This is a genomic window from Kitasatospora sp. NPDC054939, assembly GCF_053610105.1.
This window is the reverse complement of record NZ_JBSGXP010000018.1, coordinates 24,736-45,612: the sequence shown is the minus strand read 5'-3', so window position 1 is coordinate 45,612 and position 20,877 is coordinate 24,736. Positions and strand designations below refer to the sequence as shown.

At 73.5% G+C, this 20,877-nt stretch carries 38 protein-coding genes; 30 read left to right on the top strand and 8 right to left on the bottom strand.

What is annotated here, in order from left to right; all coding sequences use genetic code 11:
* Positions 1–9 precede the first annotated feature (9 nt).
* Complete coding sequence (locus ACWGB8_RS08055) at positions 10–741, bottom strand: papain-like cysteine protease family protein (protein WP_452211374.1); 732 nt, start codon at positions 739–741, stop codon at positions 10–12.
* Positions 742–1,006: 265 nt separating this feature from the next.
* On the opposite strand from ACWGB8_RS08055, the gene ACWGB8_RS08050 reads away from it, so the two are divergent.
* Positions 1,007–1,939 carry a hypothetical protein gene (locus tag ACWGB8_RS08050; protein ID WP_452211372.1) on the top strand — a complete coding sequence of 311 codons (933 nt, stop codon included), beginning with the start codon at positions 1,007–1,009 and terminating at the stop codon, positions 1,937–1,939.
* Between the two features lie 67 nt (positions 1,940–2,006).
* On the opposite strand, the gene ACWGB8_RS08045 is transcribed toward ACWGB8_RS08050, so the two are convergent.
* The 5 genes from ACWGB8_RS08045 to ACWGB8_RS08025 form a co-directional block, all read right to left on the bottom strand.
* A complete protein-coding gene (locus ACWGB8_RS08045) occupies positions 2,007–2,756 on the bottom strand; it encodes a sterol desaturase family protein (RefSeq protein ID WP_452211370.1) in 750 nt (249 codons plus the stop codon).
* A 125-nt stretch (positions 2,757–2,881) separates the two neighbouring features.
* Entirely contained in the window at positions 2,882–4,930 is a 2,049-nt protein-coding gene (locus ACWGB8_RS08040) for a thioredoxin domain-containing protein (protein WP_452211368.1), read from the bottom strand.
* Positions 4,931–4,975: 45 nt separating this feature from the next.
* The gene (locus ACWGB8_RS08035; protein ID WP_452211366.1) at positions 4,976–6,412 is read right to left on the bottom strand and encodes a tyrosine-type recombinase/integrase; all 1,437 of its coding nucleotides are present in this window, start codon (positions 6,410–6,412) and stop codon (positions 4,976–4,978) included.
* The gene (locus ACWGB8_RS08030) at positions 6,382–6,819 is read right to left on the bottom strand and encodes an ImmA/IrrE family metallo-endopeptidase (RefSeq protein WP_452211364.1); all 438 of its coding nucleotides are present in this window, start codon (positions 6,817–6,819) and stop codon (positions 6,382–6,384) included. The genes ACWGB8_RS08035 and ACWGB8_RS08030 overlap by 31 nt, the downstream gene beginning before the upstream one ends.
* 134 nt (positions 6,820–6,953) lie before the next feature.
* The gene (locus tag ACWGB8_RS08025) at positions 6,954–7,541 is read right to left on the bottom strand and encodes a helix-turn-helix transcriptional regulator (RefSeq protein ID WP_452211362.1); all 588 of its coding nucleotides are present in this window, start codon (positions 7,539–7,541) and stop codon (positions 6,954–6,956) included.
* Between the two features lie 166 nt (positions 7,542–7,707).
* On the opposite strand from ACWGB8_RS08025, the gene ACWGB8_RS08020 reads away from it, so the two are divergent.
* The 20 genes from ACWGB8_RS08020 to ACWGB8_RS07925 all read left to right on the top strand — a co-directional run bounded on the left by ACWGB8_RS08020 (position 7,708) and on the right by ACWGB8_RS07925 (position 15,748).
* On the top strand, positions 7,708–7,911 hold the full coding sequence (locus tag ACWGB8_RS08020) for a helix-turn-helix domain-containing protein (RefSeq protein ID WP_452211360.1): 204 nt from the start codon (positions 7,708–7,710) through the stop codon (positions 7,909–7,911).
* A 16-nt stretch (positions 7,912–7,927) separates the two neighbouring features.
* The gene (locus ACWGB8_RS08015; RefSeq protein ID WP_452211358.1) at positions 7,928–8,197 is read left to right on the top strand and encodes a helix-turn-helix domain-containing protein; all 270 of its coding nucleotides are present in this window, start codon (positions 7,928–7,930) and stop codon (positions 8,195–8,197) included.
* Positions 8,198–8,289: 92 nt separating this feature from the next.
* Complete coding sequence (locus tag ACWGB8_RS08010) at positions 8,290–8,688, top strand: hypothetical protein (protein ID WP_452211356.1); 399 nt, start codon at positions 8,290–8,292, stop codon at positions 8,686–8,688.
* Positions 8,682–8,840 carry a hypothetical protein gene (locus ACWGB8_RS08005; protein ID WP_452211354.1) on the top strand — a complete coding sequence of 53 codons (159 nt, stop codon included), beginning with the start codon at positions 8,682–8,684 and terminating at the stop codon, positions 8,838–8,840. The genes ACWGB8_RS08010 and ACWGB8_RS08005 overlap by 7 nt, the downstream gene beginning before the upstream one ends.
* A 16-nt stretch (positions 8,841–8,856) precedes the next feature.
* Entirely contained in the window at positions 8,857–9,063 is a 207-nt protein-coding gene (locus ACWGB8_RS08000; protein ID WP_452211352.1) for a hypothetical protein, read from the top strand.
* Positions 9,060–9,368 carry a hypothetical protein gene (locus ACWGB8_RS07995; protein ID WP_452211350.1) on the top strand — a complete coding sequence of 103 codons (309 nt, stop codon included), beginning with the start codon at positions 9,060–9,062 and terminating at the stop codon, positions 9,366–9,368. The genes ACWGB8_RS08000 and ACWGB8_RS07995 overlap by 4 nt, the downstream gene beginning before the upstream one ends.
* Complete coding sequence (locus tag ACWGB8_RS07990; protein WP_452211348.1) at positions 9,365–9,964, top strand: hypothetical protein; 600 nt, start codon at positions 9,365–9,367, stop codon at positions 9,962–9,964. The genes ACWGB8_RS07995 and ACWGB8_RS07990 overlap by 4 nt, the downstream gene beginning before the upstream one ends.
* Before the next feature lie 72 nt (positions 9,965–10,036).
* Complete coding sequence (locus tag ACWGB8_RS07985; protein WP_452211346.1) at positions 10,037–10,975, top strand: mucin-2; 939 nt, start codon at positions 10,037–10,039, stop codon at positions 10,973–10,975.
* Entirely contained in the window at positions 10,972–11,514 is a 543-nt protein-coding gene (locus ACWGB8_RS07980; RefSeq protein WP_452211344.1) for a zinc finger domain-containing protein, read from the top strand. Before ACWGB8_RS07985 ends, ACWGB8_RS07980 begins: the two co-directional genes overlap by 4 nt.
* An 11-nt stretch (positions 11,515–11,525) precedes the next feature.
* Positions 11,526–11,795, top strand: a complete 270-nt coding sequence (locus ACWGB8_RS07975) for a zinc finger domain-containing protein (RefSeq protein WP_452211342.1) — start codon at positions 11,526–11,528, stop codon at positions 11,793–11,795.
* Positions 11,792–11,962, top strand: a complete 171-nt coding sequence (locus ACWGB8_RS07970) for a hypothetical protein (protein ID WP_452211340.1) — start codon at positions 11,792–11,794, stop codon at positions 11,960–11,962. The genes ACWGB8_RS07975 and ACWGB8_RS07970 overlap by 4 nt, the downstream gene beginning before the upstream one ends.
* Positions 11,959–12,663 (top strand): hypothetical protein, encoded by a 705-nt coding sequence (locus tag ACWGB8_RS07965; RefSeq protein WP_452211338.1) that lies wholly within the window; start codon positions 11,959–11,961, stop codon positions 12,661–12,663. Before ACWGB8_RS07970 ends, ACWGB8_RS07965 begins: the two co-directional genes overlap by 4 nt.
* A 70-nt stretch (positions 12,664–12,733) precedes the next feature.
* The gene (locus tag ACWGB8_RS07960; protein ID WP_452211336.1) at positions 12,734–13,063 is read left to right on the top strand and encodes a hypothetical protein; all 330 of its coding nucleotides are present in this window, start codon (positions 12,734–12,736) and stop codon (positions 13,061–13,063) included.
* 78 nt (positions 13,064–13,141) lie between these two features.
* Positions 13,142–13,495 carry a hypothetical protein gene (locus ACWGB8_RS07955; protein WP_452211334.1) on the top strand — a complete coding sequence of 118 codons (354 nt, stop codon included), beginning with the start codon at positions 13,142–13,144 and terminating at the stop codon, positions 13,493–13,495.
* Between the two features lie 46 nt (positions 13,496–13,541).
* On the top strand, positions 13,542–13,967 hold the full coding sequence (locus ACWGB8_RS07950; protein ID WP_452211333.1) for a hypothetical protein: 426 nt from the start codon (positions 13,542–13,544) through the stop codon (positions 13,965–13,967).
* The gene (locus ACWGB8_RS07945) at positions 13,964–14,284 is read left to right on the top strand and encodes a hypothetical protein (protein WP_452211331.1); all 321 of its coding nucleotides are present in this window, start codon (positions 13,964–13,966) and stop codon (positions 14,282–14,284) included. Before ACWGB8_RS07950 ends, ACWGB8_RS07945 begins: the two co-directional genes overlap by 4 nt.
* A gap of 44 nt (positions 14,285–14,328) precedes the next feature.
* Entirely contained in the window at positions 14,329–14,685 is a 357-nt protein-coding gene (locus ACWGB8_RS07940; protein WP_452211330.1) for a hypothetical protein, read from the top strand.
* Positions 14,682–14,855 carry a hypothetical protein gene (locus tag ACWGB8_RS07935; protein ID WP_452211329.1) on the top strand — a complete coding sequence of 58 codons (174 nt, stop codon included), beginning with the start codon at positions 14,682–14,684 and terminating at the stop codon, positions 14,853–14,855. The genes ACWGB8_RS07940 and ACWGB8_RS07935 overlap by 4 nt, the downstream gene beginning before the upstream one ends.
* Before the next feature lie 26 nt (positions 14,856–14,881).
* Positions 14,882–15,088 (top strand): hypothetical protein, encoded by a 207-nt coding sequence (locus ACWGB8_RS07930; protein ID WP_452211327.1) that lies wholly within the window; start codon positions 14,882–14,884, stop codon positions 15,086–15,088.
* A 39-nt stretch (positions 15,089–15,127) separates the two neighbouring features.
* Entirely contained in the window at positions 15,128–15,748 is a 621-nt protein-coding gene (locus ACWGB8_RS07925) for a hypothetical protein (RefSeq protein ID WP_452211326.1), read from the top strand.
* A 101-nt stretch (positions 15,749–15,849) separates the two neighbouring features.
* Here ACWGB8_RS07925 and ACWGB8_RS07920 read toward each other — a convergent pair whose 3' ends face one another.
* Entirely contained in the window at positions 15,850–16,128 is a 279-nt protein-coding gene (locus ACWGB8_RS07920; protein WP_452211324.1) for a hypothetical protein, read from the bottom strand.
* Positions 16,129–16,265: 137 nt separating this feature from the next.
* Between ACWGB8_RS07920 and ACWGB8_RS07915 the strand changes: the two genes are divergently transcribed.
* The 7 genes from ACWGB8_RS07915 to ACWGB8_RS07885 all read left to right on the top strand — a co-directional run bounded on the left by ACWGB8_RS07915 (position 16,266) and on the right by ACWGB8_RS07885 (position 19,702).
* Positions 16,266–16,682: a hypothetical protein gene (locus tag ACWGB8_RS07915; RefSeq protein ID WP_452211322.1), complete on the top strand. Its 417-nt coding sequence runs from the start codon at positions 16,266–16,268 to the stop codon at positions 16,680–16,682.
* A 75-nt stretch (positions 16,683–16,757) separates the two neighbouring features.
* Positions 16,758–17,834 (top strand): hypothetical protein, encoded by a 1,077-nt coding sequence (locus ACWGB8_RS07910; protein ID WP_452211320.1) that lies wholly within the window; start codon positions 16,758–16,760, stop codon positions 17,832–17,834.
* The gene (locus ACWGB8_RS07905) at positions 17,831–17,983 is read left to right on the top strand and encodes a hypothetical protein (RefSeq protein ID WP_452211318.1); all 153 of its coding nucleotides are present in this window, start codon (positions 17,831–17,833) and stop codon (positions 17,981–17,983) included. Before ACWGB8_RS07910 ends, ACWGB8_RS07905 begins: the two co-directional genes overlap by 4 nt.
* 7 nt (positions 17,984–17,990) lie before the next feature.
* Positions 17,991–18,482: a hypothetical protein gene (locus ACWGB8_RS07900; protein ID WP_452211316.1), complete on the top strand. Its 492-nt coding sequence runs from the start codon at positions 17,991–17,993 to the stop codon at positions 18,480–18,482.
* Positions 18,479–19,132, top strand: a complete 654-nt coding sequence (locus ACWGB8_RS07895) for a hypothetical protein (protein WP_452211314.1) — start codon at positions 18,479–18,481, stop codon at positions 19,130–19,132. The genes ACWGB8_RS07900 and ACWGB8_RS07895 overlap by 4 nt, the downstream gene beginning before the upstream one ends.
* 86 nt (positions 19,133–19,218) lie before the next feature.
* Complete coding sequence (locus tag ACWGB8_RS07890; RefSeq protein WP_452211312.1) at positions 19,219–19,404, top strand: helix-turn-helix domain-containing protein; 186 nt, start codon at positions 19,219–19,221, stop codon at positions 19,402–19,404.
* Positions 19,405–19,417: 13 nt separating this feature from the next.
* Positions 19,418–19,702 (top strand): hypothetical protein, encoded by a 285-nt coding sequence (locus tag ACWGB8_RS07885; protein ID WP_452211310.1) that lies wholly within the window; start codon positions 19,418–19,420, stop codon positions 19,700–19,702.
* Positions 19,703–19,705: 3 nt separating this feature from the next.
* Here ACWGB8_RS07885 and ACWGB8_RS07880 read toward each other — a convergent pair whose 3' ends face one another.
* Positions 19,706–20,026: a hypothetical protein gene (locus ACWGB8_RS07880; protein WP_452211309.1), complete on the bottom strand. Its 321-nt coding sequence runs from the start codon at positions 20,024–20,026 to the stop codon at positions 19,706–19,708.
* 48 nt (positions 20,027–20,074) lie between these two features.
* Here ACWGB8_RS07880 and ACWGB8_RS07875 point away from each other — a divergent pair, with 48 nt between their 5' ends.
* Both ACWGB8_RS07875 and ACWGB8_RS07870 read left to right on the top strand, forming a co-directional pair.
* Positions 20,075–20,431, top strand: a complete 357-nt coding sequence (locus ACWGB8_RS07875; protein ID WP_452211307.1) for a holin — start codon at positions 20,075–20,077, stop codon at positions 20,429–20,431.
* Entirely contained in the window at positions 20,428–20,742 is a 315-nt protein-coding gene (locus tag ACWGB8_RS07870; RefSeq protein WP_452211306.1) for a hypothetical protein, read from the top strand. The genes ACWGB8_RS07875 and ACWGB8_RS07870 overlap by 4 nt, the downstream gene beginning before the upstream one ends.
* Positions 20,743–20,877: the final 135 nt, after the last annotated feature.

Genomic DNA, 20,877 nt, shown 5'->3' with positions numbered 1-20,877 from the left:
GGTCGCCCCTCACGCGCCGATCCGGTACAGGGAGTGGGTCCAGGAGAAGCTGCTGTTGGAGACGTAGTAGTCGTAGTCCGCCCAGTTGTAGCGGTAGCTGGACGGCCACGGGTCGCCCCAGTAGACCCAGTTGTTCGCGGTGTCGTACCCGTAGACGACGTGCATGTGGCCGCCGCCGGAGCTCCACTGGATGCGCGTCTCGATCGGCCGGTCGGCGTTCAGCTCGGTCTGCACCGTGCTGTAGCGCAGGTAGCCGGTGACGTACGAGCCGGGGTTGATGCCGATCCAGCGCAGGGCGGTCTGCACATTGCCCAGGGTGGCCTGGTTGTTGGGGCAGCTGGAGTTGATCGAGCGGTTGAACGCGGCGTTGCAGAACTGGTTCTGGCTGTAGGTGTAGCCGTACCAGGCGGCGATGGTGTTGCCGGACGCCGCCCAGCACCAGTTGGTCTGCTGCTGGGCCTGCATGGTGAGGTCGAGCTTCTTCGCGGCGAGCAGGGCCGTGCCGCCGGCGGGGGCGTCCGCCGCCGCGTCCGCGACGGAGGGGGAGGGGGAGGCGGCGGAGGGGGAGGGGGAGGCGGCGGAGGGGGAGGCGGCGGGAGCGGTCGCGCCGTGGGGGGCGGAGCGCTCGGCCGCGGCCAGGGCGGGGCTGCCGGTCGCGACGGTGAGGGCCGGGCCGAGGACGCCGAGCGCGATCACCGAAACCGCACGGCGCAGCCTCGCCCGCGAGGGGCTTGCTGACATGGGGGTCCTCCTTGTCCTGCGGCAGGGCGGCAGGAGTCGAGGGGTGTGGGGGATGCGGTCCGGATCGCGTTCGCCAGCATGCGGTGCTGACGGTGGCCGGTCAACGCCCTTGGGGGCGGCCGGAGTCGGGTGTGAACGCCACCCCCCGGTTGTGAACACCGGACGGACAATCCCCGCGCAGCACGCCCCGACCGGTGACAAACCCGCCTCCGCATGTGAATATTCACGCCCAACCGGGCCGCCCCACCGGCCGAGGAGGCAGCCAATGCAGCGCGGCGACCACACCGAACTCGCCACCGTCCTGCGCACCGGACCGTTCCATCTCGCCCTGCGCGCCGCCATCACCGCCCGCGGACTCGCCCTGCACCGGCTGCAGCAGCACCTCGCCGGGCGCGGGGTGCGGGTCGGGGTCACCAGCCTCAGCTACTGGCAGCAGGGCCTGCGTCGCCCCGAGCGGCCCGAATCCCTGCGCGCGGTGGGGGTGTTGGAGCAGGTGCTGGAGCTGCCCGCGCACTCGCTGACCCGGCTGCTCGGCCCCCGCCGGGCGGTCGCCACCGCACCCGGCGCCCCGCCCGTCCGCCCGTACCGGGACCTGATCGTGCCGCCCGCCGCCGTCGACGACCTGCTCGCCGAGATCTCCGGCCCCCGCGACACCGGGCTGCACACCATCACCCACATCGAGCGCATCCGGATCGGCGCCGACCGCCGGATGGTCCGCCGCGACTCCCAGCACGCGCTGCGCGCCCACCGCGACGGCATCGACCGCTACCTCGCCATCTACCAGGGCGATCCCGGCTGCGACATCGCCCGGGTCGGCGTCCGCGCCGAGGAGAACTGCCGGCCCGGCCGGATCCGCCGCGACCCGGCCCACGACCTGCTGGTCGCCGAACTGCTGCTGGACCGCCGGCTGCGGGCCGGCGACACCCATCTGCTCGGCTACGGCTTCGACGACACCCCGACGCCCGAGCCCAGCACCGAGTACCTCCGCGGCTTCCACTCCGGCGCCGGGCAGTACGTCCTGCAGGTCACCTTCCACCCGGCCGCGCTGCCCGTCCGCTGCCACCGCTTCGCCCTCTCCGCGCCCGGCGAGAAGCCGTACGAGACCGAGGAGTTGACCCTGGACGGGCACCGCTGCGTCCACCTGGTCGGCACCGCGCTGCGGCCCTGCCTGCTGGGCATCCGCTGGGACTGGGAGTGACCGGCCCCGGGAGGGCGCGGCCGGGTCCCGGGCCCCGTACAGCCGGGGTCGGGACAGCCGGTGCCGGTCAGCCGGTGTCGGCGGCGGTCCGCGCGCGGTCGTAGCCCGGGTCGACGGTGCCGAACAGGCGGTCCCAGACGGTGGTGTAGAAACCCAGGTTGACGCCCGGGTCGGCGTGGTGGCCCGCGTGGAACATCGGCAGCGCCACCCAGCGGAACACCGCCCACCGCCGCACCCGGGCCGGGAAGGGCTCCACCCCGAGGTGCCCCAGCAGCCCGAAGGCCAGGTTCAGGGCGACGTACCCGCCGATCGCGGCGATCGAGAGGTCCCAGACGCAGAGCACCGCCAGCCAGGTGCCGCCGAAGCCCAGCACCTCCAGCGGGTGCAGCACGAACAGCGTGGACGGGCGCGGGTCGGGGAAGCGGTGGTGCATCTCGTGCGCCAGCCGGTACAGCCGGCGGCGGTGCGCGATCCAGTGGCCGGCGTACATCAGCGCGTCCATCAACAGCGTGAACAGCAGGAGTTCGGCCGCGGCGCGGAGCCCGGTGTCCGCCGACAGGCCGATCCAGCCGGCCCGCCAGAGCGCCCAACCGGCCACCCCCACCCCGGCGTTGAGCAGCACGGCGACGGCGACCAGCGACCACTCGGCGGCCGTCACCGGCCCGGGGACCGGGGTCACCCGGCGCCCGCCGAAGCGACGGACCAGCCAGGTGCCGGCCAGCACCGCCACCACCAGCAACCCGATGTTCACCACCAGCGCGCCGGCCACCACCTCGGCCGGCTCGCGCCGCGCGCCCCACTCCAGCAGCCCGTGCACCGTCGCCCCCTCCCTCCGCAGGGGGCCAGCTTCCCGCATCCACCGCCGCAGGCCCAGCCCCCGGCGGTCGGCGGGAACGGCCGGAGACCCCCCACCCGGAGGGCGCCGGCCCTACCGGACGCCCCCTACCGAACGGCCGTGCCCAGCCGCTCGGCCAGCACCGCCGGGTCGGTGGTCGGCGCGTCGCAGGTGAAGTGCCGGCAGACGTACGCGGCGGGCGCACCGCCGACCAGCGGCCGGTCGGCCAGCAGCGGCACCTCGCCGCCCCCCGGCTCGCCCACCGCGACCACCGCGCCGGGCGCGGTGCCCAGCAGGGCGGTGCGGTGCAGGGCGGCCGTCGCGGGGTCCCCGGCCGGGCCGACGACGGCGACCTCGCGCGGCCCGTCCAGCAGCGCCTCGGCGGCGGCCAGGCCCCAGCCGATGAAGCGCGGCGCCTTGGCGGCGAGCGCGCCGACGATGCCGAGGGCCCGCTCGGCGGCGGTGCGGTGGCGCTCCGACCCGGTGTACGCGGCGTAGCCGAGCAGCGCGTTGGCGGCGGCGGTCCAGCCGGACGGGGTGGCGTTGTCGGTCGGGTCCTGCGGGCGGCGGATCAGCTCCTCGGCGTCGTCCGCGGTGTCGTACAGCGCGCCGGACGCCTCGTCGGCGAAATGCTTCAGCACGGTGTCGAGCAGGGCCCCGGCGAGGTCCAGCCACTCGGCGGCGCCGGTGACGGCGTACAGCGCGAGGAAGCCCTCGGCGGTGTCGGCGTAGTCCTCCAGCACGCCCGCGTTCTCCCCGGCCCGCCCGTCCCGGGAGGTGCGCAGCAGCCGGCCCTCGGGGGTGAGGTGGACGGAGAGCAGCAGGTCGGCGGCGCGCTCGGCGGCCTCGACCAGGTCCGGGCGCTCCAGCAGGGCGCCGGTCTCGGCGAGCGCCGCGACGGCGAGGCCGTTCCAGGCGGCGACCACCTTGTCGTCCCGGGCGGGCGCCGGTCGCCGGTCGCGGGCCTCGGACAGCCGGGTGCGGATGCGCTCGTACGCCTCGGGGTCCGCCGGGTCGGCGAGCAGCTGCAGGACGGAGGAGCCGTGCTCGAAGGTGCCCGCGCCGGTGACCGTGAACAGCTCGGCGGCGAGCGCGCCGTCCGCCTCGCCGAGCACCTCGGCCAGTTGGGCCGGGGTCCAGGCGTAGTACGCGCCCTCGGCGGACTTCCCGGTCGCCGGGTCGAGGCTGTCGGCGTCCAGCGCGGAGGCGAACGCGCCCTCGGGGGTGCGCAGTTCGCGCAGCAGGAAGTCGGCGGTGGAGAGCGCGACCCGGCGGGCGAGCGGGTCGCCGGTGGCCCGCCACAGGTGCAGGTAGGCGCGCAGCAGCAGGGCGTTGTCGTACAGCATCTTCTCGAAGTGCGGCACCACCCAGCCGGCGTCCACGGAGTAGCGGGCGAAGCCGCCGCCGAGCTGGTCGTGCAGGCCGCCGCGGGCCATCGCCCCGGCGGTGCGGACGGCCATCTCCAGGGCCGCCTCGGAGCCGGTCCTGGCGTGGTGGCGCAGCAGGAACTCCAGCACCATGGCCGGCGGGAACTTGGGGGCGCCGCCGAAGCCGCCGTGCCGGGGGTCGAAGCCCCGGCTCAGCTCGACCAGTGCCCGGTGCAGGTCGTCCTCGGCCGGCGGCCGGTGCACCCCGGAGCCGACCGTGTACACCGAGGCGCGCTCCGCCAGGTCGGCCCTGATCCGGGCGGCGACCTCGCCGACCTCCTCGCGGCGGTCCCGCCAGGCGGCGTCCACGCCCTCCAGCACCTGTCGGAAGGACGGCATGCCGTGCCGGGGCTCGGGCGGGAAGTAGGTGCCGAAGTAGAACGGGTCCTTGTCCGGCGTGAGGAAGACCGTCATCGGCCAGCCGCCCTGGCCGGTGGCGGCCTGCACCGCCTCCATGTAGACGGCGTCGACGTCGGGCCGCTCCTCGCGGTCGACCTTCACCGCGACGAAGCGCTCGTTGGCGTACGCGGCCAGCGCGTCGTCCTCGAAGGACTCGTGCGCCATCACGTGGCACCAGTGGCAGGCGGCGTAGCCGACCGACAGCAGCACCGGCACCCCCCGCCGGCGTGCCTCCGCGAAGGCCTCGGGGCCCCAGGGCCACCAGTCCACCGGGTTGTCGGCGTGCTGCTGCAGATAGGGCGAGGTCGCGTCGGCGAGACGGTTCGGCATGCCCCCATCCTCGCGCATCGGCGCCGGGACGCGGGGCCGGCCGGCTCACTCCTTCGGGGGTTCGGGCTCCTCGACGAAGTTGACGCGCTTGAACTGCTTGTTCATGCCCGTCTTTGATCCGGACCCCGCACCGACCAGCGAGAGCTCCTCCGCCCACCGGGCCACCAGCCCTCCCAGGGAGTCCTGAGGGAGATTTTGCGGCTGGGGGGCATCGAACCACGTGTCGATCGCGGCCAGGCCGCGCTGGACGGCGCCCGGCACCATATGACCGTACACCTCCAGGGTCACCTTCAGGGAGGCGTGCCCCATCCACGCGCAGACGGCGGCCGGCGCCTCCCCAGCGCCCAGGTTCACCGAGGCGTATGTGTGGCGGAGGCAGTGGTAGCCGTGCTCTCGGGTGTCGCCGTACGTCTTCTTCGGCCGCCGCCACTTCACCGCGGGCAGCGTCGAGAGGTCGAGCCGCGCGATCACGCCCGCGGCCTCCAGCGCCGGCTTCCAGTAGATCCGGTTGAAGACGTCGGCCGAGACCGGCTCTCGATCCTTCGCTGTGACGACGAGCAGCTTGGCGGTCCGCGGCTTGCGCTGCTTCGCCTCCAGGTCGGTCATCGGCGTCTCGGGGTCCTGCCAGGGCAGCGTCGTTGGCACTGGGGGGTGCTGGGCGATGTGCTCGCGGATGCGCGCTGCGAGCCTCGGTGCCACCGGCACGCGCCTGGTCTTCCGCCCCTTCGGGAGGCAGTAGTAGGCGCGCCCGCGCTCGTCATGCCGGAGCTGACGCTGGATGAAGACCGTTCCGGCCTCCCAGTCGAAGTCGCCCTCTCCGAGCCCGAGGGCCTCGCCCTGGCGCAGGCCGAGGCCGGCCCCGAGGTCGACCAGGACCTGGTAGTGGGCGGGGAGACCGGCCCGGATGCCGTCGACCGTCGTGCGCGGCCACGCCTTCGCCTTGCGTCCTTCGCCAGCCTCCGGCCGCAGCTCGGAGTGCTCCCGACACGGGTTCTCCGGGATCCGCCGGCCCTTGCGCGCCGCCTCCAGGATGCTGTTCAGGTGAGCCCAGATCGCCTGGGCGGAGCTCGGCGCCACCCGCTTGAGCAGGTCCTTGCGCCACTGCTTGAGCACCTCGTAGTCGATCTCGTTGAGCTGGAGGTGCCCGAGCAACGGGATGATGTGATTCCGGAGCCGGCTCTGGACCGTCGCGCGGGACGACGGTGGGTACTCCGTGCCGGGCCACCACGTGGTCTCGATGTAGTCCGCGAGGAGGACCTGGCCGTCGCGCGGGTCGACGAACTTCCCCTCAGCCTTCTTGACGGACGCCTTGTCCTTCCACAGCTTGGCGTCGCCGGCCGTGTCGAACGACCTTGAGCGGACACCCGGAATCCCGGCGACCTTGTAGCGCTTGCCCTTGCCCCAGAGCGCGGTGCGCCGGCGCTTCCCGGTTGCGGGGTCGGGGCGCTTGGTCAGCCAGCGATCTTCGATGTACCCAGCCACTGGGTACCCCCCTCCAGGTCGTCGAGGCGGGCCCGCAGGACCCAGGTGGTGATGTTCAGCTCGGCGGCGAGCTCTGCCTCGGACTGTGCCCACTGGCGGGCCGCGCAGAAGTCGGACAGGGCGACCAGCTTCCGCGCGGCCATCCGGTCAGCCCGGCGCTCGGCGGCCCGGCCGGCGGGCACGCCGCAGCCGGCGTCCTTCGCGAGGATGTGTTCGAGTTCATGCGCAAGGACGCAGCGCTCCTCCACGGGGCTGAGCCCGGCGGCGATCGTCACGGCGCGGTGGCGGGGGCTCCAGGCTCCCCAGGTGTCCCGCAGCCAGAGCCGGTAGATGGGGATCCCCATCATCTCGATCTCGGCGGCAGGGTCGTACGACAGCCCAGCGACGACGGCGTTGGCTGCGGGCATGCCTCTCCCCCTACATCCAGACGTGTGTGGGAGGCATGTCGGCGGTTGAATTCTGGCACATTCTCACGGTCAAAGGTGAGTAAATATGCACGTTAAGTCACCCAGCTAGCGGGTATGCCAGGGAGTTGCCCTCCCTACTGCGGCCCGCCCTGACGTCTCATCTGCTCGTCCAGGAAACGCTGGATTCGCTCGGCATCGTCGTCAGGGACGCCGACGTCCCCCTCGTCCCAGGCATGGGGGCGGTAGGCGGCGAGCGCGTAGGACCGGTGCGCCGGCGCCGACGTCGGCCCGCCAGAAGCGATGGACTGCAGTAGCCGGTCGGCCACCTCCTCCAGCTGGTCCCGCAGCGCGGGGTCCCCGCCCGCTGCAACGGCAGCTCGGGCGAAGCGCCCGACCCAGGGGAACAGGTCGCCCGGCGACTGCGCCAGAGAGGGCGAAGCGATGTCGGGGCCGCGCCCGGTGCGCTGAGTGCGCACGGGGAGGCCCAGCTTCGACTCGACGCTGCCCGTCGGCCAGTCGAAGACGCTCGCCACGGCGTAGTAGCCCTCGGGGATCCGAGCCGACGCCGGATGACGACCGTTCTCGTAGTTGGAGATCGTCCGCCGGTCCAGGCCAGCCGCATCCGCCAGCTGGGTCTGATTCATGCCGAGCCGAACGCGCGCTTCCCGGATGGCTTGGCCGATCCCGGCCCAGTCGAGGTCAGCCCCTGTGGCTGCGCTCATCACGGCTCCGATTCCTCACGCGGGTCAACGTTAGGCAACAGCATCGCAGATCGCGCCTGCGGTTGTGCAGTCAGGTTCCCGCCATTTGCCCAGGTGAGAGGCCGCGCGCAGAAGCACTGCTCATCAATGCTTGCCATTTCCCATCGTTGCTCATAGTGTTGCTGTCGTGAGAGCGCACGGACCGAACATCCGACAGCGACGCGAACGGCTGGGCTACGGCCTGCGGCGGTTCGCCGCCGCAGTAGATGTCTCAGCTGCGCATTTGTCCCGCATCGAGCGAGGGCAGCGCGGCGCCCAGCCCGAGGTGATGAGACGCATCGCCGATGGCCTGGGCGTCGACGTCACCGAAATCGCCGACCTGACTCATTGAGCAATGGAGGGAAACGATGGACAGCACGAAGTCGCCCGTCCTGACCTTGGATGAGGCCGCCGCCTACATCGGCCGCACGCCCAAGGGACTCCGCGGCCTCCGACACCGCCGCACCGCTCCGCCCGGCTTCCGCGCCGGCGGACGGGTTCTCTTCCGCATCGAGGCGCTGGACGCCTGGCTGGACGAGCACGAGTCGCAGGACTCGCGATCCAACCGCGGCCTCGACCCGACGCTCCGGGCGCCCGAGCCGCGCCGCGCGCCGCGCCGCCAGCCGGCCGCGGCCTGACCCACCCCCAGACATGGGGCGGGCCCTCACCCGGATGCCGCCGGACGAAGGCCCTCTGCCCCACCGATCAACGTCTCGAAGGAGGTAGGGCTGTGAACCAGCCTACCCGTAGCCCCGCACCGCCGATCAGCGCCCGCCAGCACCTCATCCGCGCCGCCGAGTTGGTTGTGCGCACGATGCTCGGCCAGGACCCGCGGCCGGCCGCGATCGTCCGGGCCCTGGAGGCCGCGAACGTCCTGCGGACCGACCTGACCGTCTACCGGGCCGAGCTGGACGCCCGGGCGACCGGTCTGTACGTCAGCCGGTCGGCCGCCGCCGCGGCCTGCGAGGCCGCCGTCCGTCGCCTCCAGCCCTACGCCCGCCTGCACTGGGCGCCGATCAACGAGCAGGACCCGTCCGGCTACTGGGCGCTCTACGCCGACGGTGTCCCGACCGACCGCTACACCTGCCCCGTCCCGGTCGCCGCGACGGCGGAGGAGATCCCGTGCTGATCTCCCTCCTCGCCGCCGCCCTGCTGATCGCCGCCGCCTGGGCCGTGCTCTGGCACGACCAGGTGCAGCACGAGCAGCAGCAGGCCGCCGCCGACGCCCAGCGCCGCGCCCGCGCCGCCGTCCGCAGAACCCTCTACCCGCACCGCCCGTGACGTGAGGACCGCCGCCATGACCGCTTCCCAGACCGACCCCGATCCGGCCGAGGTCCTGCGGCGCACGGTCGCCGACCACATCGCCCACGGCCTGACGAGCGGGCACCCGGCGGTCACCACGGCCGCGATGAGTCTCCTCACCGAGCTGGAGCTCGCCGGCGTACCGGTTGGTGAGGAGGTCGACCAGCTGCTGGTCGGCCTCCCGCCGGCCTGGCGCCGATGAGCTGCAACCAGTGGGTGCCCTCGCTGGGCAGGCACTGCGGCCGGGCGAGCCGCCCGTACGGCGGTGTCGGCGAGCGCTGCAGCCTCCACACCCCGGCCGCCGAGCGCGGCCAACCCGAGCCGCCGCCCGGCCCCGGCTACACCCCCCAGCGGCTCCCGACCCCGCAGTCCGCCAGCGCCCTGGTGGACGCCCGGGCGGTCGCCAGCGGCAAGCGCCGCTCCAGCGGTCAGGACTTCCGCCTCGCCCAGGCCGCCACCGGCCGGGCCCCTACCCCGAGCACCACCAGCACCAGGAGGACGGCATGACGGTCCAGTTGTTTCCGCCCGTGAGCAGTCTCGGCCTGTACAGCCAGGACGTCGAGCCGCTCACCGAGGGCCCCCGCCTCGTCCGGACCGAGCGCATGTCCCGCTGGCACCGGGTCCGCTCCGGCGTCCGCTACGGCAACGGCCGGACCGTCTACCACCTGTGGTGCACCGGCAGCGTCCGCGACGACCAGTTCCTCTCCCGCGAGACGGTGCCGGCGGGCGACCGGGTGTGCGGCTCCTGCGACGGGCGGGCGGTCGGCTCCGGCCAGGAGCCCGCCGGACCGACCGGACGCGAGCTCACCTTCCGGCCGCGCGACCTCGACCCGCCCAGGATCTGCCCGGGATCGCGCACCGAACACCTCACCCAGGCCATCCCGCCGGGGACGGTCGGCCAGTGTCTCGCCTGCCAGGACCTGCACCCCGTGCGCGCGATGGGCGGCCCGTACAGCCCCCGCACCGCGATCGTCCAGCACGCGCCCGGCCCGCTGCTGGTCGAGCCGTGCCCCTTCCACCGCTGGAAGTACCTCAAGGCCGAGGACGGCGTCCGGTGCGCGTGCGGACGCGACCTCCGTCGGCCGGCCCTGTCCGCCGCCTGACCCACTCGACCCGCCCGGGCCGCGCTGGACACCGTCCGCTCGGCCCGGGCGACCACCCTCGCAGGAGCACCCGTGCCGTGGTTCAAGATCGACGACAAGGCCCACAGCCACCCGAAGTGGCTGAAGGCCGGGAACGCGGCGATCGGACTCTTCGTGCGCGCCGGTTCCTACTCCGCCCAGCACCTCACCGAGGGCGTCGTCCCGGCGGTCATCGCCCAGCTGTACGGCACCGCCCCCCAGGCGGCCAAGCTGGTCAAGGTCGGGCTGTGGCACCAGGCCGACCACGCTTGCCCCCGCTGCCCGCAGCCGGACCCCGGCGACTATGTGATTCACGACTTCTTCGAGGGCGGCAGGAACCTCACCAAGGCTCAGGACGAGGCGAACCGGCGGGCCGCCGCAGACCGGGCTGCGAAGAGCCGCGCCGCCCGAAACTCGAACCGAATCGCTGACGAAAACGCCTCGAATCGTCCTCGTTTCAGCGACGAAAGCTCGGCGAATCGAGAGCGAAACGAACCCCATTCTTGGGACTCCGCCGCAGGTCAGCAGGCATCGTCACACAGCACCCCCGCCGACGGTGCTGCGGATGCCCATGCCGCTGCCATGCCCCCTGTTCCTTCCTTCGGAAGGAACAGGGGAGCTGCTGCCGAGCGGCCCGTAGCCCATCCCGACCGACTTCTCGACCTCAAGACCGCCGTCGCAGCCGCAGGCATCGCGGGCATCGGCTGGGCCCTGCGGGAGTCCCAGTGGGAGGCCGCCGAGCAGGCCGTCACACGCGTCGGCGTGCCCGCGATGGTGGCGTTCGCCGCAAGCTCCGCCCGGCTGAAGGGGACTCCGGCCACCGCCGCCGCCTGGGTGGACGGGTGGCAGTCCCTGGAGGCCCCGCCGGACAACGGCGTCGCCTACCTTCCCGCCGCCGTCGGCGCCGTTCCCCAGCTCTCCACCACCGACCAGCGCGTCCAGCAGGCCCTCGACCTTGCGGCCCGGTACGCCCGAGAGGAAGCCGCCCAATGAACCGATCCGAGACCGCCACGCTGCTGGCCCTTGCCGCCGCGTTCGACCGTCGCACGGTCGGCGACGCCGACGTCCGCGCCTGGCAGACCGTCCTTGCCGACATCGACTACGAGCAGGCGCAGGCCGCGGTGACGCACCACTACGCCAACACCCGCAACTGGGTCATGCCGGCCGACATCCGCGAACACGTTCGGCGTCTCCGGGACCAGGCCGCCGCGGACCTCCAGGGGCCCGGTCTGGCCGCCGAGGTCCCCGACGCCGACCCCGACGACGTCCCCGCCTACCTTGACGCTCTCCGCGCCCAGCGGAACCGCGCGGCCCTCGGGGAGCCCCTCCGCCGCCGACCGGTCGCCGAACTCATCTCCAGCGTCGGTCGGACGATCCCCGCCGAACACGCGGCCGTCCGACGCCCCGGCCCCCTCGGAGTCGAGTGCCCTCGATGCCAGGCCCCGGCGGGACGGCCCTGCCACACCACCTACCAGCGCCGACGCATGGCCGACGTCCACCCGGCCCGCCTCGACGCGAGCAGGGCCGCCTGATGGGCCGCCCGATGCCCGCCAGCCTCCGCGCCCACCTCCGCGCCCTGCAGCACCCCGCGCTCACCGTGCACTGCGGCCACTGCGGAGCTGCCCCCGGACGCCCCTGCCGCCTCCGCAGCACCCGCGCCGTCCTCGCCTCCCCGCACGACTCCCGCCAGACCGACGCACGCCTCGTGGCCACCGCCGTCTGCCCGGCCTGCCAGGTCGAACCCGGCATCCCCTGCCGCACCGAGGCCGGCCGCCCCTACCCCGGCGTCCACCCCCAGCGACACACCCGGTGACCGGGATCCCGGCTGCCGCCGTCCAGACCATCCGCGCCGCCGCGGTCGACGGCCAGCACCTCGACCCCGACGCGCTCACCGACCAGATCACCCACGCCCTCGCCGATGCCGGCTGGCAAATCACACCCGCCGACATCGAGGACGACCACCCCGAGGACCCGCGATGACCCCCTTCGACCGCACCACCGCAATCACCCTCCTGCGCGCCGGCCTCACCGACTTCGCCATCAGCCGCGCACTCAGCGTTGGTCGCCAGCAGGTCCGAGCGCTGCGTACGGACCTCGGCATCCCGCAGCCCCAGCGCCCGGCACCCCCGATCACCCCGGAGTTGGAGGCCGCGTTCCGCCTGCACACCGAGGCAGGCCCGGACGGCCACCTCATCTGGACTGGGCGCCGCCGGCGCACCACGCCCGCATTCAGCGTCGGCAGCACGCACTACAGCGCCCGCCGCATCGCCTACCAGCTCCACCACGACGGCGCCGCCCCCGTCGGCCACGCGCGGCCCGGCTGCGGCGACGCGACGTGTGTCGCCCCCGCCCACCAGGTCGACACCATGACCACCCCGTCCGACGGCCCCGTCCGGCCCGAGTACGACAGCCCCGAGGCCAAGGTCGCCGCGCTCGCCCGGCCAACCGACGACGGCCACCTGGTGTGGACCGGTTCGACGCACCGCGGTGCCCCGCGGCTGTGCCACGGCCGAGAGATCTACTCCCCCGGCCGTCTCGCCTTCCGCGTTCACTACGGCCGGGAGCCCGAGGGCCACGTCACCGTCGCGTGCGACCGGCCCCACTGCTTGCTCGGGGGCCACCTCGACGACGCCCGCACCCGCGCCTCCCACCGCGCCGCCTACGCCGCCCTCGGCCTCTGACTGTCCGCGCCCGTGACCGTCACGGCCCTCCAGGCCGCGACAGTGCCACCTACCCGAAGGAGCCACCCCGATGGGCATCTACAACAGCGCCGTCCTGCTGTACGGCATCCCTCTGCCCGACTCCCACGACGCCGCCGGGTGGCGGGGCGAGGAACTCCGCGACGCCATCCTCGACCACCACGAGGGTGTCGGCCACGCCAGCGAGGGCCCCTACGACCGCGACACCACCTACGTCTGCACGGACTACGCCAGCGCCGATATGGGCGAGACGGTGATCGTCGCGCCGTTCGACCCGGCTGGGCAGGCCGAGCGCGACGCGCGCCTGCACCACGCCTGCATCGAGCTCGACTACGCCGACCACCCGGACCCGGCCTGGCACCTGATCGCCGACCAGAGCTGACGGCCCGCCGCAACCCTCCGTCGGCCGCCAGCCTCTTGGCGGCCAGCCGCACCACCCAGACCAGTCACGGAGCCCCCGATGAACCAGCGCACCACCCAGACCGCAGGCAGCAGCGCACTCCCCGCCAGCGGCCTGACCTGGCTCCTCACCCAGCCCGGTCCCCTCGCTCTCACCGCCCTCCCCGACCTCGGCGGCATCCTCGTCACCGCGGGCCCCGGCCACGCCCCCCGTCTGGCCTCCGCCTCCCACGTCACCCCCTGGCGCCACACCATCCCGGCCGAGGACCTGCCCGCGCTCTGCGCCTGGCTCGGCCGACTCCCCGACACCGCACTCGTCCGCATCGGCGCCGCGGTCCTCACCGACGGCACCGGCACCCTCCTGACCCTCCGTACCGGTCCCACCTCGATACGCCTCCTCCAGCCCACCACCTGACCACCCACCGGCCCCGCAGGCCGCACAGACCCCCTGGAGCCCCGCCGTGGAACTGCCCGACTTCACCCCCCGCACCTACCAGACCTTCTGGCAGCTCCTCGACGAGATCAAGCCCGCCCAGGGCCGCTACCAGCGCGCGCTTCGCAAGGCCCACTCCACCCTGACCGACAGCGACGAGAACCTCGCCGCGCAGGCCAAGGGCAACGCCGCGCTGGCCGAGATGGAGAAGACCATCCGCGACTGGGTCGCCGCCACCGTTTGTACCTGCGGCCGTCTCGCCGTCGGCATGGAGGTCACCGAGCACCGCGAGTGGCACCGAGACTGCCCGCAGCACGGCGTCTACTCGACGTGGTGGAACTCGCCCGAGCAGGTCGAGGCCCGTGCTGTCCGGCGCCGGGAGTCGATCGACCTGCAGGCCCGCGCCCGGGCGATCCGGCTCGCCACCCGCGCCACCGCAGGGGAGGGCCTGTGACCAGCCAGCAACTCCGCGCCGAGCCCGCCAACGCCCGGACTGCCGCACTCGCCGAGGCTGCCGCGTTGCTCCGCTACAAGGCCGGCTGGCTCGCCGACTGCACCGACCCCGGTGCGGAGGCCGCCGAGATCCTCCTCGCCCTCACCGACCCCAACCCGGCCGACCCGGCGGCCCCCGCCGACCACCGGGCCCTCGCCTTCAACGCCGCCAGCCACACCCTGGCCAGGGCCGGCTACTTCGTCCCGATCAGCATCCGGCGACAGCTCGCGGACGCCGTCCTCGCGGCCGTAACCAGCCAGCAGGCCCCCGCCGTCTGACGCCCGCCCGCACACCGCGGGCGGGCCCAACCCGAGGAGACACCGTGGTTCGCATCGCCCCCAACCCGCCCAGCCCCTACGCCACCGCCGACCCCACGTTCAGACACATCATCCCGACCCCGATCTTCCTCCCCGACCCCGAGCCCGGCACCCTCACCTTCACCGCGTGCGACGAACTCGCCGTCGTCCCCGAGGCCCTCACCCAGACCAGCGCCGTCGGCGAGCTGCCCGAGGGCATTTGCCCCGCGTGTGCCGCCTCGATGGCCGGTGGCCGCGAGTCGACCCCCCGCCCGGCCAGCGTCTGCACCGCCTGCGGGAGTCGGACCCGGTTCACCGGCCTGTGCGCGGTCTGTCGGGTCGACCGGCACAGCCAGACCTGCGGCCAGGGCAGCGGCGCGTGACCGACGTTGCCGCGGTCGCCGGCGGCCTGATGGTCGCCGGCATGGCCGCCCTCGTGATCGGCCTCGCCCTCGGCGGCGCCCGCGACGGCCAGGACCCCGAGCACCACCAGCCCACCCGCGAGGCCGCCGAGGACAGCGGCCTCATCCCCCGGCCCGGCAGCACCACCTGACCACCCCACCCGACGGAGACCACCCGATGAACACCCCGCCCCTCGACCACGACCCCGACACCTGCATGGGCATCTGCTGCGACACCTGCGCCCGCTGCGGCCGCCAGTTCGACCACACCGACACGCGGTTCGACGGCCGCGCCCGCCACCACCACAGCGACTACTGCCGCTCCTGCGTCGACCGGTGCCACGAGAGCGAGGACGCCGGCCACCGCTGCACCATCTGCGCCTGATCGCCCGTTCCCGCACCGCCCAGTACCAGGAGACCGGACATGCTCACCGCCCCGTACACCGCCCGCCTCCGGACCCACCTCGGCGAGATGCCCGTGCTCATCGCCCACACCCACCTCGCGCTGCTGCCGGCCGCCGGCGCTCAAGGTGACCGCGTTACCGGCGCTACCCGCACCCCGCCGCTGCCGTGCCGCCTGGCCGCGCTCGACGAGCTCGGCCCCCGGCGCGACGGCACGCCGACGCTGGCCATCCTCACCAGCTGGGCCGCGGCGGTCGTTGAGGACCGCCGGAAGGCCAACGACTGGACCGGCTGGGTCCGCGTCCCGGCGGGCCCGCGCCTCCCCTACGCCCTCGACAGCGAGCACGCCGCCGCCACGGCGACCGCGGCGCTCCGGTTCCACCTCGACTACGCCGTCCTCCGGCCGTACGCCGAGGACCTGGCCGAGGAAGTCGCCGAGCTCCACCACCACCTCAGCAGCATCACCGGCGTCGGGCCCCGGCCGGCGCGTCCCGTCCGCAGCGCGTGCCCGTCCTGCCGCGTCCTGGGCCTGTGTGAGCGTACGGACGGCGTCCGCGAGTGCCTCGCGTGCCGCAACACGTTCGAGCCGGCCGAGTACACCGCAAGCGTCGAGCAGACCATCGGCGAACTCACCGCAGCGTGATGCGCCAGTGATGCGGCACTGATGCGCCGCAGGTCAGAGCACAGCAACGGCCCCGCCCGAGTCGCCCGGGCGGGGCCGTGATGCGCCGTGATGCGGGCTGATCAGCCGTCGACAGGGGTCGCCTTCTTGGCGCTGACGACGGTGCGCTCGCGGAGCGGTGGAACTCCGCCGGCCTTGGCGATGCGGCCGACATGCTGGCGCTCGTACGGCACGATGCGCGTCACCTCGGACGGGCCGAGGGCCCGGGCTTTGAGGACGTCGACGATGCCGGCGTTCAGTGCGTCGCGGGCGGTGTCGAGGGCGGCTTCGGCGGCGGCGTAGGCAGCGCTGAGCTCAGCGAGCCGGGTGCGTGCCGCCTGCTGGTCGTCAGTGCTGGTCATGCCCTGATGATGCCACGCGATGTTCCATCGCTGGTAGGGGCGACGCTTGCCGCTTCGTGATGCATCTTGACGTTGCAACTTCATGATGCAATTATGGAGGAAGGCAGGCACCCACCGCCACCCAGGGGAGGAACCCAATGCTCACCACCGCCACCCGCCAGGCCAGCACCGTCGCCGACCTCGTCAGCTACCTGCAGACCCACCCGTCCGGCCCCGCGAACGTGGTCGCGGACCGGATGCGCCAGGACACCGGCAAGACCGGCCTCCTCGCCGCACTCCGCACCGCTCAGCGCGCCGGCCTCATCCACATGTCGCCGTCCACCCCGACCCGCCCCGCGTGGATCTCCCTGACCGACAAGGGGCTGGAGTGGACCCCGCAGCCCGTCTACCTGGTGACCTTCACCACCGACGGCCGACAGCACGGCAAGGCCCTCGACCGACACAGCGTCGAGCTGGCCACCGTCCTGCTCGCGGCGGCCGAGACCGTGTCCGCCATCACGGTGACCAGCGAGCACGGCGACGACGTGACGGCCGACTTCCTCCGCTTCGCCTGACCAACACCAAGCCCCTCCTCTCGCGGCAGCGAAGGACATCCTTCGCTGCCACTGCCTCCCCGGAGCACACCAACCATGACCGCCACCCCCCAGGTCGACTACGTCCGACGCGTCGCCGCCAACCTCGGCCGACAGGTCGCCATGGCCCTCGTCCGCACCGCTGCCGCCTGCATGGCCGCCTGGTCCCTCTACGTCGTCGCCCGCCACTACGGTGTCCCGCACTGGCTCGCCGTCGGCGCCGGCCTCGTCTTCGACGGCATCGCTTACCTCTGCCTCCGCTCCGCGAGTGACGCCATCCGCGCCGGCCGCTCCGCCGCCCCCAGCGTCCTCGCCGCCCTCGGCATGGCCGCCACGTCGGTCTACCTCAACCTCGTCCACGCCGACATCGCGAACGGCGGCCGACCCGCCGAAGTCCTCTATGCCTCCCCCGCTGTCGGCCTGCTGGTCGTCTCCGCCCTCTCCTGGAACGCCGACCGGGCCGCCGCCCGCGCCGCCCGCGGCGAGGACGCATTCCGGCTCCCCTCCTTCGGGTTCTGGGGCTGGCTCCTCGCTCACGAGGAGGCGACCACCGCCGTACGCACCCGGGCCGTCACCCACGTGACCAGCGGCGCATCCGTGGCGCATCCGCCCGCATCTGCCCTCCCCGCCCGGTCCGCCGAGGACGTCATCGCCGAGCAGTTCGCCGAGATCGGCCCCACGGCCGCCGTCCAGCGCGTCGCCGCCGCCAACCCGAACGCGACCGACGCCGAGATCGCCGAGATCCTCGCCACCTACCGGGTCAACCTCACCCCCGAGCACGTCGCCCTCCTGATCGAGCGCGCCGTCCCGAGCGTCCGCCTTGACCGTGTCACCGCGCCTCCGACCGTCGACGAGCACCCCGCCCTCGACCCCGCCCGCGCGATGATGCGCGGTGATGCGCCCCAGGTCGGCGGCCTGACCGTCGCGCGAGCGGTCACCCTCATGGCCAGGCACCTCGGCGGACTCGACGCCGACGCGCGGACCATCGTCCAGCAGCTGGCGCTCCAGGGAATGGCGACCGACGCCGCGTACGTGCGGACTGCACTCTCCCGGGCCCGCAAGGCCGAGGAGGACGCCAACCAGGAGAAGAAGGCCGCGCACGAGCGGCGCCACGGGAACGGAGGCTACGTGTGAACGCCGCCCTCCTCTGGGCGGTCCCCGCCGCGCTCGCGCTCACCGTCCTCGCCGCCGTGCACCCCCACGGCCCCACGGTCACCCTGCGCACCGCGTGCGGCATCTGGGCCGCCCTCACCCTCCTCGCCCTCCCCCTCATCCTCAGGTAGGCCCCCCATGAACACGGTCACTCTCGGCGGCCTCTGCGTCGGCATCAGCATCGTCATCGGCATCGGCGTGCGCTGGTGGTTCCACGAGGCGCACAAGCCGGCCGCCGCCGTCCCGTACCTCCTCGCCATCGCCTACGGCATGATCGGCATCATCTCCACCGGCGGCCTCCTCTCCGGCACATTCGGCATCGCCCTGTGGGGTGCCAGCGGCCTCGGGGACCTGGCTCTCGTCTTCGGCGTGGGCGGCTCCACCTCCGACACCACCCGGGCCCAGCAGGTCGCCCTCACCAGCGGCGGGTATGTCGTCGTCCTCCTGCTCACCGTGACCATCCTCTGCCTGGCGAAGTGGGCGACGGCCATCTCCCCGCGCAAGCTCGCCGTCGGCTCCCTCGCCGGCGCCTGCCTCGGCCTGTCCGGCACCGTCGCCGGGGCCGCCGCCGTCCCGCTCGCCTCCGCCGTCAACGCCGCCGGCGCCGTCGTCACGATGGCCATCCAGTGACCGGCCGCGCGCTGGCCGGCGGGGGAGTGCTCCTCCACCGCGTCACCGACTGGTGGGCCCGGGACGGCATCAAGTCCGGCATCGCCCGCATCATCGGCACCGTGTCCGGCGCCGCGTTCGCCGCCGGGATGCTCGCCGCCGCTCCCGTGCTCTGGTGGCCGCTCGCTGCCGGCTGGCTCATCGCCTCCTGGTGCGCCACCCCGCCCGCCGCCGAGACGGCCGAGGACGGGCCGGCGGGGAAGGACGCGACCGCGTTCCTCGCCGCCCTCCACCTGACCATCGGCACGGAGAAGGGGCTGCACCTCGCCCAGCTCGCCGCCGCGATCCTCGGGGATGAGACCGCGACCGACCGCATCCGCGCGCTGTGCAAGGCCGCCGGCGTCCCCGTCAACCGCGGGGTGCGCGTCAAGGACCGCGGGGTGTCGACCGGCGTTCGGCGGGAGGATCTGCCCCCTCTCCCCCCGGCCGCTCTGCAACCCCTTCTCGCAGGTGTTGCTGCTGGTCAGACCGAGCAACAGCAACAGCAACAGTCTGCCGGAGAGGGGCCCCGAGAGGGGTACTTGATCAAGGACGACCCGGGCGACCCCGCCCGCTCCGACGTCCACTGGATCAAGGCGCTTGCGCGTGATCGGCACGCTGTGCAACGCTGATGCCAGCAGAACAACTGCGTCCGCTTCCAGAAGGGCCCGACCAGCGTCGGGCCCTTCGTCGTTCCCCGGAGGAGGCCACTGTGCTGATGACCACGGCCGAGGCCGCCGCCCTCTGCGGTGTCAAGCCCCCCACCATCCGCAGCTGGCGACACCGAGGCCTCCTGGAGCCCGTCGGCCTGGACGACCACGATCGCCCGCTCTACGCCCAGCTCGACGTCGCCCGCGCCGAGGCCCGCACCCGCGCGAAGGCCCACCGCACCATCGCAGCCTGACCCGGAGGATCCGTTGGCCCAGCCCACCATCGGCCGCACCGTGCTCTACACACTCGACCAGCACGACGCCGACGCAATCAACCGCCGTCGCGCAGGCCGAGCCACCCGCGACCGCATCGACGTCGCCACCCTCGGCAGCATGGTCACCGCCGGCGACAGCTACCCCGCCGTCATCACCCGAGCCTTCCCGGCCGGCTGCAACCTGCAGGTCCACCTCGACGGCGTGGACGCCCACTGGGCCACCACCCGGCCCGAGGGCACCGAGCCGGGCACGTGGTCCTGGCCGCCCCGCGTCTGACCGCTACGGCACGAGCGGGCCCTCGCCCTCACCGACCGGTGCGGGCTCCCGCCCGGACACCCTCGGCTCCGGCTCCGGCTTCGGCCGGGCCGCCAGGCCCCCGAACAACGCCGCGGCCCCGCCAACGAGCAACATCCACGCTGGCGCCTGCCGCTCCGCAACCTTCAGCGTGCACTCCGCCGACACGGTCCGCAGGTAACTCGACTCCTTAGGCGACCACGGCGACCCGCAATCGTCGCCCACAGGAAAGAACCCCAGCGCGAACCCGCCGACCACCAGCGTCAGCCCGCCCACGACCACACCCTGAATCACCTGAGACGCCATCACAACCCCCTCCAGTCGAAGGCGCCAGCGTAGAGGCAGGTGATCACCGTGACCAGACGACGAGCACACACCGTGTGCACCGTCCCCGGATGCCCCGAACTCACCGACGGCGGACGCTGCCCGACCCACCGCGCCGAAGCAGACCGAGCCCGCGGCACCACCACCCAGCGCGGCTACGGCCAGCGGCACCGCACCCGATTCCGGCCGGCCGTCCTCGCCCGCGACCCCGTCTGCGTCCTCTGCCGCGCCAAGCCCAGCCAGCACGCCGACCACCACCCGCTCAGCCGGCGCGAGCTGGTCGAGCGCGGCCACGACCCCGACGACCCGAAACACGGCCGCGGCCTCTGCCACAGCTGCCACAGCCGAGAGACCGCACAGCACCAGCCAGGAGGGTGGAACACATGAGCGCCGGCTGGTTCGCCTGCTTCGAGACCGAAGGCGAAGGCTTCAGCCCTGGCTACCCGTGGCAGGCGGTGCTCCAACTCGAAGGCCTCATGGTCAGCACAGGCATGTGGTTCCGCTCCGAGGCCGAGTGCATGGACTTCATCCGCACCCAGGTCATCGGCCAGCCGCTGCTTGGCGCCCCCGAGCCGGCCCCGCTGGTCGATGTCACGACCCTGAGTGACCCACTGCCACGCTACGTACTGGGCCCGGGCACCCGAGAGGCCCTGATCGCCATGGGCTGGGACCTGCCGGCGGGCACGGAGGGTGACTAGACCCTGGGGGGTGACCCCCTCGGGCCCACCGGCAGGGACCCGCGGGGGAGGGACCTCGCGGTGCGTACGGGTCTGGGGGATCCCAGGCGGCCGCTTCAGTAACCCAGTGTGACCCCGCCCAGGCCGCAACGGCCG

Coding starts and splice junctions, on each gene's coding strand:
- ACWGB8_RS08030 (WP_452211364.1), bottom strand. CDS start 6,819: ATGCCCGCAGCCAACGCCGTCGTCGCTGGGCTGTCGTACGACCCTGCC.
- ACWGB8_RS08025 (WP_452211362.1), bottom strand. CDS start 7,541: ATGAGCGCAGCCACAGGGGCTGACCTCGACTGGGCCGGGATCGGCCAA.
- ACWGB8_RS07975 (WP_452211342.1), top strand. CDS start 11,526: ATGCCCGCCAGCCTCCGCGCCCACCTCCGCGCCCTGCAGCACCCCGCG.
- ACWGB8_RS07920 (WP_452211324.1), bottom strand. CDS start 16,128: ATGACCAGCACTGACGACCAGCAGGCGGCACGCACCCGGCTCGCTGAG.
- ACWGB8_RS07990 (WP_452211348.1), top strand. CDS start 9,365: ATGACGGTCCAGTTGTTTCCGCCCGTGAGCAGTCTCGGCCTGTACAGC.
- ACWGB8_RS07880 (WP_452211309.1), bottom strand. CDS start 20,026: ATGGCGTCTCAGGTGATTCAGGGTGTGGTCGTGGGCGGGCTGACGCTG.
- ACWGB8_RS07890 (WP_452211312.1), top strand. CDS start 19,219: ATGACCACGGCCGAGGCCGCCGCCCTCTGCGGTGTCAAGCCCCCCACC.
- ACWGB8_RS08040 (WP_452211368.1), bottom strand. CDS start 4,930: ATGCCGAACCGTCTCGCCGACGCGACCTCGCCCTATCTGCAGCAGCAC.
- ACWGB8_RS07915 (WP_452211322.1), top strand. CDS start 16,266: ATGCTCACCACCGCCACCCGCCAGGCCAGCACCGTCGCCGACCTCGTC.
- ACWGB8_RS07925 (WP_452211326.1), top strand. CDS start 15,128: ATGCTCACCGCCCCGTACACCGCCCGCCTCCGGACCCACCTCGGCGAG.
- ACWGB8_RS07995 (WP_452211350.1), top strand. CDS start 9,060: ATGAGCTGCAACCAGTGGGTGCCCTCGCTGGGCAGGCACTGCGGCCGG.
- ACWGB8_RS07980 (WP_452211344.1), top strand. CDS start 10,972: ATGAACCGATCCGAGACCGCCACGCTGCTGGCCCTTGCCGCCGCGTTC.
- ACWGB8_RS07910 (WP_452211320.1), top strand. CDS start 16,758: ATGACCGCCACCCCCCAGGTCGACTACGTCCGACGCGTCGCCGCCAAC.
- ACWGB8_RS08000 (WP_452211352.1), top strand. CDS start 8,857: ATGACCGCTTCCCAGACCGACCCCGATCCGGCCGAGGTCCTGCGGCGC.
- ACWGB8_RS08050 (WP_452211372.1), top strand. CDS start 1,007: ATGCAGCGCGGCGACCACACCGAACTCGCCACCGTCCTGCGCACCGGA.
- ACWGB8_RS07960 (WP_452211336.1), top strand. CDS start 12,734: ATGGGCATCTACAACAGCGCCGTCCTGCTGTACGGCATCCCTCTGCCC.
- ACWGB8_RS07965 (WP_452211338.1), top strand. CDS start 11,959: ATGACCCCCTTCGACCGCACCACCGCAATCACCCTCCTGCGCGCCGGC.
- ACWGB8_RS08015 (WP_452211358.1), top strand. CDS start 7,928: ATGGACAGCACGAAGTCGCCCGTCCTGACCTTGGATGAGGCCGCCGCC.
- ACWGB8_RS07955 (WP_452211334.1), top strand. CDS start 13,142: ATGAACCAGCGCACCACCCAGACCGCAGGCAGCAGCGCACTCCCCGCC.
- ACWGB8_RS08055 (WP_452211374.1), bottom strand. CDS start 741: ATGTCAGCAAGCCCCTCGCGGGCGAGGCTGCGCCGTGCGGTTTCGGTG.
- ACWGB8_RS07930 (WP_452211327.1), top strand. CDS start 14,882: ATGAACACCCCGCCCCTCGACCACGACCCCGACACCTGCATGGGCATC.
- ACWGB8_RS07870 (WP_452211306.1), top strand. CDS start 20,428: ATGAGCGCCGGCTGGTTCGCCTGCTTCGAGACCGAAGGCGAAGGCTTC.
- ACWGB8_RS07900 (WP_452211316.1), top strand. CDS start 17,991: ATGAACACGGTCACTCTCGGCGGCCTCTGCGTCGGCATCAGCATCGTC.